This window comes from Paenibacillus litoralis (assembly GCF_046244365.1).
In the GTDB taxonomy this organism is placed as follows: Bacteria; Bacillota; Bacilli; order Paenibacillales; family NBRC-103111; genus Paenibacillus_V.
This window is the reverse complement of sequence record NZ_CP176395.1, coordinates 2,573,732-2,588,439: the sequence shown is the minus strand read 5'-3', so window position 1 is coordinate 2,588,439 and position 14,708 is coordinate 2,573,732. Positions and strand designations below refer to the sequence as shown.

Here is a 14,708-nt window from a genome sequence, read left to right as displayed (position 1 = left end):
AGTCTGGCTGTCAGAATACCGCCCTGGCCGAAGGCGGCTGATTCCGATCAAGCATTCGCAAGCGCCCGTTCCGTATGGCTTCTAAGGCGACGGCATGCGGTTTGAACGGCTCCGGAACGTCCGCATCCCTGCGATGGAGCACCAAATCGAACGAGCACCGCTCGAACAAATCGATTCGATTGGTCATATAGAACGACGGCCCGACCTTGCGCGTCCCGATCAGCGGCTTGCCGTGGTACGTATGCACATAAACGATAACGAGCTGCTTGCCGCCCGCAGCAAGCGATTCGGCTACGGATTTCCAGTGCTCCGGATGCGGCGACCAATCCGTTTCTCCGATAATCAGTACGCTCTTGAGGCCCCCCCTGCGCACCGCTTCCGCGATTGGACCAGGCTCCGTCAGGTTATGAAAAATCGAGGCGGGCGGCTTCGGCAAGCTCCATTCCGTTTTCCATTTGCGTTCGAAATATTGCTTGTTATGCATCCACAGCTCCATGTATTTCTCCTGATCCATATTCCGGAAGCTCGCGCTGCCGTGATGGTAGACGAACGCATCCTCAACGATCGCAAGCCGGTATCCCGTCATTCGGACCCGTTTGCAGTAATCGTCGTCTTCGAACATGCCGATCCCGAATCCGGTATCCAGCTCGCCGACCTTCAAATAAGTCTCCCTTCTGATGGCCACGCAAAAGAAGCCTAGCATATCGGAATAGCGCATGCTGCCTTTGTAGAAACGATAAAAATCGTCCAGCCACGCGGGGTCCGCCCCAAGTTCGCTATCTCCGTGAAAATGGTCCAGCGCCTGGTCGTTGCCTACATGATTGGACATCGGACCGACTAGCCCGATTTCGGGATGCTCGCGCAAGGGAGTGATTAACCTTGATAGCCAGCCTCGAGGCACGATCGTATCGTTATTCAGCAGAACGAGATAGTCGCCCGAAGCGGCATTGCATCCGATCACGTAGCCCCCCGAAAATCCGTTATTCCGCTCGGATGCGACCACCTTGATTTGCGGATGGCGAAGCCCGGCTAACATCGCGGCCGTTTCGTCCGTCGAACCGTTGTTAACGATGACGATTTCCATATTCGGATAATCCGAATGGTGCAGCAAGCTTTCTATGCAGGCTTGAGTCATCGGCCAGCGGTTAAAGGCGACGATCACGACGCTCACTTTCGGAAACAAATGCGCCAAGACGGCCGAATGGAATGTCAAATAACGGTCCTTCCACGTGTGGGCCGCGGCAAATCGCTTCCTTTTCATCGCTTCCAGCTCGTTATCTTCCGCCAGTGACTGCCGAATCGCGTTTTCGAACTGCTCCGGTTCCTCCGCTAGGTAGAGAAGCTGCTTCCCTAGAAGCTCGAGCTCGGGCAGCTTCGTGGCGACGACCGGCTTACCGGCGGCCAAATACTCGTAGACCTTTACAGGATTCGTCGCCAAGGTCAAATTATTGACAAGAAACGGGATCAGGCATACGTCGAAGCCATGCACGTAGCTCGGCAATTCGTTATAAGGCATTTCGCCCAGCAGAAAAACATTTTTCAGCTTCTTTACGCCCGACGTGTCGCAGCCGAACGTATGCCCGATCAGGACGAACGTCCACCTCGGGTTGCGCGCCGCCAAGTATTCGATCAAGCCGATATCGAACCAGTCGGAAATCGCGCCGTAATAGCCGATTACGGGACCTGTAATCGCCGCTAGCTCGGGAGCCGTCCGATTGCGCGGGTGGTAAAACCGTTCGAACTCCGCGCCGTTGCGGATCAGCACCGTTTTATCGTTTTTGTTTGCCGCATAGTCATAGAGCCTCTGGGAAGAGGCGACGACCATATCGGCGCTAGCGAGCAGCTCCGCCTCCGCTGCCAGCATGCCGGGGGAATTTGTGGTAAAGCCCGCATGATCGTCCATGCAATCGTAAACCGTAAAGCCCCGGCATATCGCCTTGGCAAGAGGCGCCCAGAAAGGAAGATCGACGATTGAAAGGAATGTCCGGATCTCGAAGACTTGTATGACGTGCTCAATCGACCATATGAGATACTGAAGGTCAAGCGGATCGCTTAGCGAATCGCGGTAGACGTTCAATCGATTATTCGCGCAGAGCTTTATCTCCCACACGTTCGGCTCGATTTCGGACATGGTCGTCTGTCTGGCTATTTCTTCTTGCGTTGTATCCTCTTGTTCCATCGCATGGATGTCGAGCGAGAAATAGAAGACGCGATGGCCGTTCTCCGCAAATTGAGAGGCGATCTGCTGAGGACGCTGGCGTCTGAAACTCCAATTGATTACCGGGAAACGAAGGACATCGTATGTTTGCGCCGCAATCGCGGCCGTATTTAACGACTCTCCGCTTTCCGTCCTTGAAACGATCGGTGGGGGGGGAGACGCTTTCCACTTATGCCTTCGCTTTTTACGGGGACGACTGCTTTTCGTGCGGCGAAGCTTGCCCGCGGTCTTTTTCTTAGGAATGCGCACTCTCCGCTTTCGCTTCGCTTTTCGTCCGGCGGTCTTTTTCGCAACCTTTTCCAGCGTGATCCACCTCTTTCTTCACATCTCCGCAAAATATTCTTTAGCAGTATATTCCCCTAGGGATAAGCGGTATGGTTAGATGACGCATGGCGCAGGAAATTTCGGGAAATGGATACATACCCGTATCGGTGCCGATCAAGAGCAAATATTCTGAAACAAACCGAAAAAAGTAGGATGATGTCTCATGCGGATAGGAATCGTGCTTCCGATCTACCGTCAGCAGCCGTCTTATCTGACGGCTTGCATCGATTCGCTGGAGGAGCAAAGCTACCGCCAGTTCAAGCTTGTTATCGTGCTCGACGGATCGGATGAGTCCACCTCTCGTGCCGTCCTGGAAAGGACCAAACGATTGTCCGTTTCGCATGAAATCATTAGGAGGGACGACAACCGGGGAATTGCCTTTTCGCTGAACGAGGGCTTCGCCCGGCTTCAGGATTGTCCGCTGCTCACATGGGTGTCAAGCGACAACCGCTACGATCCCGGTTTCCTCGGTTGTTTGGCTAACGACATGCTTTTGGGAGACGAAAAGACCTGTCTCGTTTATTCGTTATTTCGCTACATCGATGCAAGGGGGCTTCCGCGAACGAATCCCGCAGCGGACCGGGACCCGATGACGTACCATATGAACAGGCCGAAGCGCCATATTTTGCAATCCAGCTTGATCGGCCCCTCCTTCTTGTTTACGAGAGACGCCTATAACCGGGCGGGAGGCTACGATCCGCGTTATGAACATGTGGAAGACTATGAGTTTTGGTTAAGACTTTCGGAGGTCGGGGAATTTCGGTTCGTTCCGGAGTTTCTGATGGATTACAGGCTCAATGGGCCCTATGCGATAACGACGATTACTCCTCAAATCGAAATACAGCTGAAAAGTATCCAAGCAAGCGTCGACCATCGCAAGCGTATCGGCGACATTCCCGAAATAACCGTGATTTTGCAGGCATTCAATGAAGAGAAGCACATCGCGACGACGATAAAGAATGTTTTACGGCAGTCGCTGGCTAACTTCCACCTGCTTCTCATAGATAACGGCTCCACCGACCGAACGCTGTATAAGATGCACTCTTTTCAAGATCCGCGCATTTTGCTCCTTCGATTGCCGGACCGCAAGCGGCAGTCGGTTGCAAAAGCGCTCGGCTCGCGGTTTGCGCTCGGCGAATTCACGCTGGAATTAAGCGGCTCGGAAAAGCTTCGCGAGGGGGAGCTTGAGCGGCTGCTTCGCGCCATCCGAGAGCGCACTTCACGCCGCGACTTCTCTTATTATTGCCTGCATGCAAACGGCCGGAAGAAATCGCGTATCGTTTGTTACCGGTCAGCGACCTCGTAATTTAAGCAGAGCGGGCGTATACCCATACGCCAATGTCCCGATTGTCATATACTGTTGCAGCAAAGACACACCCGACCACCGGAGAGGAGAACCATCGATATGCCTTTACGTCAACTGCCGCCTGCCCGCATTTCCGCTTTTTTGGGTCCCACCCCGCTGCCGGAGCCGGACCCGACGCCGAGACCCAGAAGGCGGAGATTATCCAGACGCACCATTAGACGGAGGCTCGTTCGCATTTGGCGACGCTTGGTTGTCATCAACAGGCTGCTGGCGATTCTCGGTCTCACGGAAAGACAAAGACTCCGGTTAGTCCGTAGGCAGCGAATTCAGCTTGCCGCCATGCGCAGAACTGTCGCTCGTCTGTAGCTTAATCCGCCGATGAACGCCAAGCCTGTCGCGTCCTTGATTTTTCCGGTTTTAAATGAAGGAAGCCATGTTAAGCGGACCCTTGCCTCCTTGCTTGAAGCGCGCAGCTCCGTGCCGTTCGAGATCATCCTCGTCGATGACGGTTCGGTCGACGGCTGCTGCGACTTCCTAAGGAAGACGGAGGATGCTGGAGTAAAGCTGCTGACGACGCCCGGACTGGGTATCGCCGGAGCGAGAAATACGGGAGCGGAGGCCGGCACCGGAGACTATTTCGTCTTCTGCGACGCGCATCTGTTTTTCCGGGACCGTTGGCTCGACTTGCTGCTGAAGCCGATGATGCAAGGTATCGCCGACGCCGTCAGCCCCGCGGTAGGAGATGCGGACGATCCGCAGCGCACCGGCTACGGGCAAACGCTCGATCGCTCGCTGCGCGTCCGGTGGAATAGGAAACGGAAGGCGCCGTTTCCGACCCCGGTCGTACCGGGAGGCTGCTTCGCCGTAACCCGCCGCGCATTCGAAGACGTCGGCGGGTTTGACAACGGGCTCGCCGGCTGGGGCTACGAGGACGTGGAGCTGTCGCTGCGGCTATGGACGTTCGGGCGCAGCTGTTGGGTTCAGCCGGCCGCGAAGGTGCTGCACGTGTTTCGCCGTTCGTTTCCTTACGAAGTGAAGAAGGAGGCCGTCTACGCCAATATGCTTCAGATGGCTTACAGCCACTTCGGAGAGAAAAGGCTCGAGGCCTGCAGGGCGCTGATCGAAGACGCGGATGTGATGGAGATCGAAGCCGCCGTTTTGGCGGCAGGCGCGCTCGCGCAAAGAGAGTCGTTTCTCTCGCGGAGGCTGTACGACGACGACTGGTATATGCGGAAGTTCCGCATTCCGTTCTGAATGCAAAGGAGCCGTGCCAAAAGCGGGAAAACTGCTTTTGGCACGGCTCCTTTTAGGGGCTCGGGGCGTACAGCCGCCGGACCCGCTTTGTTTCCTCCGAATTCGCGAAAGCGGACACCGCAACATTTGATCGCCGGCTCACGCAGGATGGCAGACGAACGCGTAGCTGCCGGACCGGATGCGCAGAACGACGCTGCCTTCCGCCGCTTCTCCATGCTCGATACCGGGAGACGGGCCGAGGAACGCATGTTCCGCCCATACCGGGACGCCCGATTCCCAAACGGTCACGCTGCCGCTTTCCCCCGCGGGAATCCAGACGGACGCCTCCGAGCCGACGGGAACGTCTACATTCAACCGAAGCCCCTCGCCGTCGGCCGTCTTCTCCCAAGCTGCGCTTACGTTCCCTCTTAGTGTCGTCACGCGGCCCTCCGCATAGTCGAGATCGCTAGGCACGAACGGTTTGATGCCGATATGCGTCCAGCCGGTTTCCTCCGTACGGATGCCGGCCACGTACTCGACCATCATTCGGGCGGGGTACGCGTTCCAAGCATGGCAATGGGATTCGATGTCGCGGAAGCCTTCCCAAATCGTTCTGGAGCCTTGACGAATCATATAGCCCCAGCTTGGAAAATCGGTTTTGGTCAGCAGCCGGTAGCCGGCCTCCGCCCTGCCGTTCCGAAACAATACATGGAGCAGATTAAGCGACAGAAGCGTTTTCGTCTCGAGTCCTTGTCCCTCGATCCTGTCAAGCAGCGCCTCCATGTCTGCTTGCGGCACAAACCCGTAATGCATCGCGACGGCATTCGTGCCCTGATGGCTGCTCTCGACACCGTAGCTGTCCCGGAACCGCTTGTTTTCCGTGTCGTACAGATGAGATTGTATCGCCCCGGTCATAAATGCCGAGCGTGCGGTCATCTGCTCCGCTTCCGATTCATAGCCGAGAATGCCGGCGATTTCAGCCATCAGACTCAAGCCGTGGGCAAGCTTCATGTTCTGGACGGTCAGGAATTCCCCGCTATGATCGATCTCCGGGTACGGATGATCGCTGATATGCCAATCGCGCGGTTTCGTCCCGCGGCTTTGCGGCACGAGGCCGAGTTTGACGTCCGTTTGGTCGAAATAGTGCACGAGCATTCGCTTGGCTGGCGCATACAACCGTTCAAGCGTCCGAATGTCTCCGCTGAACCGGTACAATTTCCAGAGTATCGTCGGGAAATGCAGATCCCATTCCGGAATACGGATATGGAAATCGGGATGCTCGTAGTTGGACGGATAAACGAACGGAAACGTACCGTCCGCCAGTTGGCCGTCGGCAAAGTCGGCCAGCACCTTTTCCACCATTCGCGCGGAATCGAACTGGTAAAGCAGCAGCTCGGCCTGCAGATCGGAATCGGCGAGATATTGCGCCTGTTCGCGGTGCGGGCAGTCGACCAGTTGCCCGAGCGCGTTGTTTTTCTGCGTTTGGATGCACGCGTCGTACATCTCATTCAACAGCTCGCTCGAGGAACGGAAGCCGCCCTCGTATGCCATCGCCGTATGGGCGGATACGATAAGAACCTGTTCCGCTTCCAGCAGCTCCGGATATCCGGTCACTTCGATATAACGGAACGCTTTATAGGACAAATCCGGCTCCCACGTTTCCTCCTCCGCCCCGCACATCGTATACTCGTCGTAATAGTAGTCCGAGGTTTCGTTGCTTACATTGTGCTTCACGTATCCTTGCTCGTCCAAATCCTCGGAATAGCGCATCCGGATTTTCGTTCCGCGTATGCCTTTGACCGTCAGCCGCGGCCAGCCGGACACGATTTTGCCCGTATCGAACACTTGGCGCCCGATTTCCTGCACGGGCATCGGCATCGGAACGATCGTCTCTTCCACCGCTCCCTCGGGAATCGTCTGCCAGCGCACCCTCCACTGCTGCTCCTCGATCCGGCCCGCCGTTACGGCTCTTGCGCACACTCCCGAATATTCGCTTCCCGTCCAGCTTTCGTCCGCTTTGCGCGCATCGTACGATTCGATCGCCGAGATGCGGCGGTTTTGCTGGTAACGCGTCCCGATGCGATGCGGAATGTCTGTAAGCGTGTCCCACGTTTTGTCGGTAATGACGGTTTCCGCCGAGCCGTCGGCAAACGCGATCTCCGCCTGCAGCAGAAAGCCCGGCGCTCCGTTGACGTAATTTTGCCCGTCACCGCCCAGATAGTGAACGATCGCCGCGATGCAGTTGTCCCCTTCCCGGAGCAGGCGCGTCACGTCGTAAGCCAAATAATATTTGGTTCTCAGCGGGTTGGTCGGCGCCGGCGAACCGTAGCCTCCGACTCGTTCCCCGTTTACGTATAATTGCATGAAGTGATGGGCGGACGCGAAAATCTTGGCGAGTCCGATCTTCTTGTCCAGCCGGAAAGATTTGCGGAAATAGGCGAAATCGTTGATCCTTGCCTCGCCCGGCTTCCAAATCCAATTCGCCTTCCAATCCTCCGGATACAGTCCCGTATCGAAAAAACAGATTTCCGACTCGGCCGAATTGCCGCTATCGTCCCATACGAGTGCTTTCCACCAATATCGGGTATGCCCGTCTAAAGGCGGTCCTTCGTACATGACGCGCAGCGGATGACCCTCCATGCGTCCGCTGTCCCATAACGATCCTTCGCCCTGCTCAAGCTCCTGCAGATTCGCCGAAACGAGCACGCGGTAAGCGGTTTGCTCCGCTCCCCGCCTCTCGCTCGCCAGCCTCCAAGAGAAAGCGACCGATCTATCGTCGATGCCCAGCGGCTGTACGTAATCGTTTACATATAACGAATGAATCGAAAGCCCAGAATGCTCCATATCTCCCTTTCCTCCCATTATTTTCTTTGGGTACATATATTCGACATGCAAATGGGAAATCCCGCCGGCCGTAATATTTTCTCGGCGGCAGGATTTCCGGTTGGTCAAACCTATCGATTGCAAGCTTACGCGCGTTTACCGATCAACGATCATATCCCCAAGCTGCAAGTAGTAATTGCCGAAGTCGTCCGCCGACAGCTTCGTCGCATGCAAGCGGATATACCTTGCCGATACGATGCTGCTGAACGGAAACAACTGCGTAGTCGTTCCGGGATTGTAATAGCTGATATACGACTGTCCGGGGATCGTCGTCCAGGTTGTCCCGTCATTGCTGGATTGCAGCGAGAAATCGACAGGAAAGCCGTAGTTCGGACGCGGAATAAGCCGGACGCCGCTCCAGTTCTGCACGCCGCCCATATCGACCGTCAGCCATTCCGTACTGCCGGCGCTGCTATGCGCCGTGGTCGACCAGTACGTATCGGGCGCGCTATCCGCCGCTTTCTCCGTTTCCCAGCCGCTCAAGGCGGAGGAGGCCGACGGCGTTCTTCTAGCAAACGTATTGACGCTCATATCGGAAAGCTGCATGTAATAGATGCCGAAATCGTCGGGCCCGAGCTTCGTCGCGATCATTCGGATATATTGGGCATGAACCGTGCTTCCGAATGGAAAGACGCGTACGGACGAGCCCGGATTCGGGTAAGCGGTATAGGAGGCACCGGAAATATCGGCCCAAGTCGTCCCGTTGCTGCTGGATTGAAACTTGAAATCGACAGGGAACCCGAGACCGTTCAGCCGCGGCGTGACCCGCACTCCGCTGACTGGCTGAGCCGCCCCCATATTGAGCGAAATCCATTCGGTGTGGGCTGCCGTCGAATAGGAATTGCCGGACCAAGAGGTCGGTTGAACGCGATCGAGCACTTTATCCGGCGTCCAGCCGCTTAGCGACGAGGAAGCCGACGCACCGTAAGGAATGTCCTCGATCCGGATATCGCCAAGCTGCATATAGTACACATAAGGCTGATTTTGATCAGGGTTTAATTGGGATGCCAGGATGCGGACATAGCGGCCGTAAAGCGGCTCATTGAAATCGTAGACGTTGCGCGCCGGCGATTCCAGGCGGTACTGCCCGTTATCGTAAGCGGCATCGACCCAGTTCGCGTTATCCGTGCTTACCTGAATCTTGAATTTATTCGGGTAGCCGAATTCGGACGGCTGCCTTGCCGTTAACGTCACCCGCTTCACCATGCGATTGCTTCCGGTGTCTACGGTTATCCATTCCGCACTCATATTGTTCGAATGGCCTGTGCTCGACCACGTTGTGGAAGGATCGGCGTCGATCGCCTTGGAGGCCTCCCATCCGCTCAACTGGCTGGAAGAAGTTACTGCGCTGCGCGGCGATACGCTCAAATTTAGCGGAGTTGCGCTCACCTGCGCGGAATTCGCGCTGTCTCCGCTTGCGCTGCTGGAAGCTACGGCGAAATAATACGGCGTACCGTTCGTCAGGCCGGTTATCGTATACGGACTGCTTGTAACGCCGGGCACCGTCGTCGTGTAGGTACCGCTGGCTGTCCCATACTTGATCTTGTACGTTTCGCCGGCAATTCCGGTCGTGCGGAAATGCAGCTGCACTTGACCGTTGCCTTGCAGGACGGCTTTCACAATCGGCACGGCGGGCAGGTTGGAATCCGTCAGCGAGATCGGGTTCATCGCCGTATACCAGTAGCCCCATTGCGTGCCGTACGCATAAGCGATCCTGTTGTTTTTCGCCGTATCGAAATGTCCCTTCTCGTCGCCGGTGATTCCCCCATTATGCGCAAATGTATTGATAAAGTTTTTGGGGAGGGTAGCAGGCTTGTAGCTGAGTCCGTCTGCGGATTCGTACAATTTCACATAAGCAAACGGACCGAAACGTTTGGCCGTACCCATGGCTATGAATTTGTTCATCGACGGTACATATTTATGGTCCGTGGAATCGTCTCCGTCGACGTCGCGCTGAATGGCCACACCCTGATAGGTCGTGGCGCCCGGCCAATTGGCATTGGCGGTGGAGGCCGTTCTGACGCGCGTTTGGTTAACCGGTTTGCCTGTCGAAGAATCGCGGGTCATCCAAGTGTAGTAAATGTAAAGCGTCGAATCTTTGACGACAAGGCTCGGCTCGCCCGCGCCATAGGTATCGACGGGTGCATCGTCGAATACGATGAACGGCTGCGGATTGCCGCCCCAGCCGCTCCCGTTCCATTTCTCGTAAGGGCCGCCCGGCGACGCGGAACGCGCGACATAGATGTCGTTATCCGTTCCATACGTGTTAAGCGTAGAGGTGTAGCCCATATAATAGTAGCCGCCGAACTTGACGACGCCGGGGTCGCAGGTCGACAAGCTGTCGGACGAACCGGGCGTTGGCGCCAATACGACCGATTCGGCTCCCCACGTCACGCCGTTGTCGGGCGAACGCTTATACCGGATATAGTCCCATGCCGTGCTGCCCGTTCCGGGCGAGCACGTCCACATGTCGATGCTGTCGTCCGCATTCAGGATCATCGAAGGTCCGTACCGGTAATTGGCTGTGCCGCTTTCGGAAGTCGGGTCGTATACATTCCAGCCCGACGACGTGGAACCCGTTACGACGGCGAAAGCTTGAGAGGGAAAGAGCAAGGAGAGGAGCATGACACATGCGAAAAGCTTTGTGAAAACCGTTTTGGCCGACATCCACAATCACTCCTTCAAATAGGTTGAAAACCCTTTCAACTCGAGACGGATGAGAACGGCGCCCCCGCCGTTTACTTCAAGCTCACCTCCTTTGCGTCCAATCGTTTGCAAGCTCCTGGCGCCTGCAAGCGCAGGACGGGGCTACCCGTTTCCTCTACCTCCCATGAAATCTCGATATCCCCGTTCGGCGTCGGAACCGTTCCCCGGAATCGGGACGCCCCCGTGACCGCCCGCGGCGTGCAGGAGAACGCCGCATAGCCCGGCTCGAGCGGCTCCACGCCCAGCACGAAACGGCTGATCCACTGCACGGGGGTGCTCGACCAGCTATGGCACAGGCTGATCCGGTAAGAATCGTAGCTCGTAAACGTCGTTAACGCGTCGTGGAAGTCCGGATGCTTCTGGATGCGAACGCTCTCCCAGAACGTCGTCGCCCCTTGCTTCAGCATGTCTCCCCAAACCGTCGAGACGATCTCCCAAGCCCGGTCGTGCAGTCCGTGCAGCGAGCAGCATTCCGCCAGCCAGAACGCCGATAACGGTGTAATCGGGTCCTCCAGCGCATAGCCGCGCAAGAACGTTTCGGCTTCCTTGCCGCTTACATATCCGCTCGCAATGCCGAGCAGCGGCACGATCAGAGCCGTCGCCTGCATATAACCCGCGGCATCCGGTTCGGCCAGCTTCCAGTCCGTCCCGATTTGCAGCTCCGGCACATATGCCGCCAGCTTCCGCAAGTTGCCCAGCGTTATCCGCAGCAGAGCATGGAAGCCCAGTACGGAATCCTCGTGACGCATCGGCACCCATTCCAAAAAATAAGGACCGTCTCCCTTAAAAGCTCCCGTATCGTCGTCCAAGTTGGCCCGTACCCACCGCACATGCTTCTGCAAATCTTCCTTCATTTCCAAAAGAAACGCCTTGTCGGCGGTAAACCAGTAGTACTCCCACAGGTTGTTGATCCACCAAAGCGTGTACGTTTCGAGCCCGTTGATCCAGTGGCCGTAAGGCGTTCCCGCCCCCAGCTCGCGTATGGACCGCTTCAGCACGTCCAAATTGTCCCATAGCACATAGTCCGCTTTGGCGGCCATGTAGTAGTCGTACGTCCAATTGAGCCGATCCCTTTTGACCCCGTCCCACAGCCCCAATTGATGGCAAATCCGGTTCGTATGCACCGATACGCCATAAATGTCGTTCAACAGCGGCAGATCGCTTTCGAACGTTCCCGCTTGACGAACCGTCACGCAAGCCGATTCGAACGCAAGCCCCAGCTCGAACGGAGTCCCTTGATCGCCGATGATCGTCAGCTCGATGTATCGCATGCCTTGCGGCAGCGTTACGAACGCAGCGCCCGCCTCGACCGCCAACCATTCCGTGATGCAGGAATCGTAGCCATCCAGCTCCTCCAGCGATTCCGCCCCGTTCCATAGGACCGCGCATGCTTGATCTCCGGCATTATGCACCTTGAATCTCGCATTGTATTCCTTGCCGAGATCGATTCGCAGCCGGGGCCAGCCTGCCCAGCTTCTTTCCTGTTGAAGCGTTCGCATCTCCTTCCATTCCGCCTGCTTGCGCAAATGATAGAAGAGATGCTTCTCCTCTCTTGCCGGCGCCTGCAGCGCAGCCTGCCCCCGGTTCGTTCCGGACAAGCGCAGAAGCCCGCCGTCCTGCTGACTTGCCGTAATGCCTGAGGCGGACATCACGTTCAGCCCCGCTACCGGCTCCGTACCGATATCTCCGTAACCGCCCTTGACGAACCAATCCGGGCTGTTTTCCAGATCGCCGTAAGGCTCCTCGCCATATTTGCAAACAACCGCCGCACGCACCCCGTCCGTTTCCCAGTCCTCATCCGTAGGGAGCCATAGGCCGCCGGCCTGCAGAAATGCGTTTACCCCTACGGTACGGTTCCACAAATACATGCTGGCCTCGATGACAGGAACGGGCCGCTCGCAGCGCGCCGCTATTTTCAACTCGTAATGTCCGGCTGCAAGCCTCCGGGGAAACGACCGAATGTCCGTATAAGCCGCCATTCCGGATGCCTGCTCCGCCATAGCTCCCGCGTGAACGCCGTTCAAGCTGATTTCCGCATTTCCGGTCGCAGCCAGCCACAGCTTGACGTCGTTCGCCTCTTCCTCCAGCGTAAATCGTCTAACCAGAACGATCTCTCTTTGCTTTTCGCCGTCCGGATGCCAAATCCAGTCGGGGGTTCTCCATCCCGTTTTCGCCAAGTCCGCACCTCTCTATCTGTCTTGCCGCCTGATGCTTATCCTTTCACAGCGCCTTGCAGCATGCCTTCCACGTAATATTTCAAGCAGGAGACCGTAATAACCAGCAGCGGTATCGTACCGAGTACAAACCCGGCGGTCGTCAACCCGTAGTCGGTCGAACTGCCGGTCGAAATCGTAAATACGGCTTGCGTAAACGTCTTTTTGGCTTCGCCGCTAAGCGTCAGCGTCGGCCAGACGTAGTCGGTATAGACGGCGATCAGGCTTGTTATGCCGACCGTTATCAGGATCGGAACGGAAAGCGGCAGCGCGATTCTCGTGAACAAATACGTTTCGCCTGCGCCTTCCATCCTCGCCGCCTCGAACATCTCTTCCGGCAGCGACGCGTAGAACGTCCTTGCCAGCAAGATACCGAACAGCTGCAAGCCCGACATATAAGGCAAAATAAGCGCCAAATAGTTGTTCAGCAGCTTCAGCTGGCTGACGATCGCGAACAGCGGTACGATCATCAACACGCTCGGAATCATCATGACGCCGATAAACAGCAGGAAAAGCGGCTCCTTTCCGTAAAAACGGTGCCTGCCGAACGCGTAGCCCGACATGCTGACCAGAACAAGCACGCCCGCAATCGTACTGAACGCGATAAGAAGCGAATTCATGACCGGCCTCGCGATGTATTGCGCCGCTTTGGCATAGTTTTGCCATTCGATCCGGTCCGGGACGCCCCAGAAATCCGTCTGGATCTGAATACCCGCTTTCCCCGACATGAACAGCATCAGCAGAAAGGGAAAGATCGTCGAGACGATCAGCAGGGCAAGCAGCAGACGCGCCGACCAATACCCGGCCGTCAGCCTTCTTCCGTCGGCGAAAAATCGTTTCATGCGAATCCTCCTTTCTACGCTTGTCTGTTATGGGAAAGCTTCATGCTGACGACGGTAAACGCAATAATGATGATGAATAGAATGACGCCCATGCTCGACGCATAGCCCATCTCATACGATTTGAACGCGGTATTGTACATATGCAGCGCCGGCACGTACGTGTCATAGCCAGGACCGCCTCTTGTGGTCACGAGGATTTTCACGTAATCCTGCAGGCTGGCGATCATCGTAAGAATGAAAACGACGCCGAAATACGGGAATATATGCGGCAAATGAATGTACCGGACCCGGTTCCAGCTGCTGCAGCCGTCGATCAGCGCCGCCTCCTCCACCTCGCCCGAGATGGACGCCAGCCCCGCATGGAAAATCAGAAAATAAATGCCGGAAACGAACGGAAAGCCGATTCCGACGATCGACCAGAGCGCCGTTTCGCTCTCCTTCAGCCAGTCGTGCTTCCAGGCTCCGAGTCCGAGCTGCTCCAGCAGCGTATTGACCGCCCCGAAATTGACGTCGTACATATAGACCCACATCAGCATGACGACCATCCCCGGCACGAGCATCGGAATGACGAAAAACGTCCGGATTTTGGCCGCCGTGCCTTTATGTTTGATGAAGTACAGCAGCTCGGCCGCGAGCAGCGGAAACAGGATGCTTTTGAGTACGTCCGCGATCGTCAGAAAGAGCTGATTCGCCAGGCCCTTGAGGAAAACGGGATCCTCCAGCAGCTTGAGATAATTGCCGAACCCGATGAAAGACGCCTTCTCCCCGAGCCGCAAATCCGTGAACGAGCCCGATATCGCATAAAATACGGGATAATAGAAGAAGACGCCGATGAGCAGGAACGAGGGAAAAATAAACGCATACGACTTCAGCGATGTCCGAGCTTTCATGTGATCCTCCTTCCGGTAAAACGAACGGCTCCGGGAAGAACAGCCCCTCGCGGCGATCCGAAGCTCTTCCTCCCGCTTGCCGCTATGTTCCGA

8 protein-coding genes are annotated in these 14,708 nt (G+C 56.4%); 2 read left to right on the top strand and 6 right to left on the bottom strand.

The window, feature by feature from the left end:
* Window positions 1-10: 10 nt before the first annotated feature.
* Window positions 11-2,467, bottom strand: a complete 2,457-nt coding sequence (locus ACKGJP_RS10370; protein ID WP_409345578.1) for a glycosyltransferase — start codon at window positions 2,465-2,467, stop codon at window positions 11-13.
* Window positions 2,468-2,705: 238 nt separating this feature from the next.
* On the opposite strand from ACKGJP_RS10370, the gene ACKGJP_RS10365 reads away from it, so the two are divergent.
* Window positions 2,706-3,848, top strand: a complete 1,143-nt coding sequence (locus tag ACKGJP_RS10365; protein ID WP_409345577.1) for a glycosyltransferase family 2 protein — start codon at window positions 2,706-2,708, stop codon at window positions 3,846-3,848.
* A 378-nt stretch (window positions 3,849-4,226) separates the two neighbouring features.
* A complete protein-coding gene (locus ACKGJP_RS10360) occupies window positions 4,227-5,102 on the top strand; it encodes a glycosyltransferase family 2 protein (protein WP_409345576.1) in 876 nt (291 codons plus the stop codon).
* Window positions 5,103-5,240: 138 nt separating this feature from the next.
* Here the strand turns inward: ACKGJP_RS10360 and ACKGJP_RS10355 are convergent, their stop codons facing one another.
* The 5 genes from ACKGJP_RS10355 to ACKGJP_RS10335 form a co-directional block, all read right to left on the bottom strand.
* Window positions 5,241-7,925: a family 78 glycoside hydrolase catalytic domain gene (locus ACKGJP_RS10355; protein ID WP_409345575.1), complete on the bottom strand. Its 2,685-nt coding sequence runs from the start codon at window positions 7,923-7,925 to the stop codon at window positions 5,241-5,243.
* A gap of 135 nt (window positions 7,926-8,060) precedes the next feature.
* Window positions 8,061-10,631 (bottom strand): discoidin domain-containing protein, encoded by a 2,571-nt coding sequence (locus tag ACKGJP_RS10350; RefSeq protein ID WP_409345574.1) that lies wholly within the window; start codon window positions 10,629-10,631, stop codon window positions 8,061-8,063.
* A gap of 71 nt (window positions 10,632-10,702) precedes the next feature.
* Window positions 10,703-12,847 carry an alpha-L-rhamnosidase C-terminal domain-containing protein gene (locus ACKGJP_RS10345; protein ID WP_409345573.1) on the bottom strand — a complete coding sequence of 715 codons (2,145 nt, stop codon included), beginning with the start codon at window positions 12,845-12,847 and terminating at the stop codon, window positions 10,703-10,705.
* Window positions 12,848-12,882: 35 nt separating this feature from the next.
* Entirely contained in the window at window positions 12,883-13,725 is an 843-nt protein-coding gene (locus tag ACKGJP_RS10340; protein ID WP_409345572.1) for a carbohydrate ABC transporter permease, read from the bottom strand.
* A gap of 14 nt (window positions 13,726-13,739) precedes the next feature.
* Window positions 13,740-14,615 carry a carbohydrate ABC transporter permease gene (locus ACKGJP_RS10335; RefSeq protein WP_409345571.1) on the bottom strand — a complete coding sequence of 292 codons (876 nt, stop codon included), beginning with the start codon at window positions 14,613-14,615 and terminating at the stop codon, window positions 13,740-13,742.
* Window positions 14,616-14,708: the final 93 nt, after the last annotated feature.

Excerpts from the sequence above, each read along its gene's own strand:
- ACKGJP_RS10365 (WP_409345577.1), top strand. The coding sequence starts at position 2,706 with ATGCGGATAGGAATCGTGCTTCCGATCTACCGTCAGCAGCCGTCTTAT.
- ACKGJP_RS10360 (WP_409345576.1), top strand. The coding sequence starts at position 4,227 with ATGAACGCCAAGCCTGTCGCGTCCTTGATTTTTCCGGTTTTAAATGAA.
- ACKGJP_RS10355 (WP_409345575.1), bottom strand. The coding sequence starts at position 7,925 with ATGGAGCATTCTGGGCTTTCGATTCATTCGTTATATGTAAACGATTAC.
- ACKGJP_RS10350 (WP_409345574.1), bottom strand. The coding sequence starts at position 10,631 with ATGTCGGCCAAAACGGTTTTCACAAAGCTTTTCGCATGTGTCATGCTC.
- ACKGJP_RS10340 (WP_409345572.1), bottom strand. The coding sequence starts at position 13,725 with ATGAAACGATTTTTCGCCGACGGAAGAAGGCTGACGGCCGGGTATTGG.
- ACKGJP_RS10335 (WP_409345571.1), bottom strand. The coding sequence starts at position 14,615 with ATGAAAGCTCGGACATCGCTGAAGTCGTATGCGTTTATTTTTCCCTCG.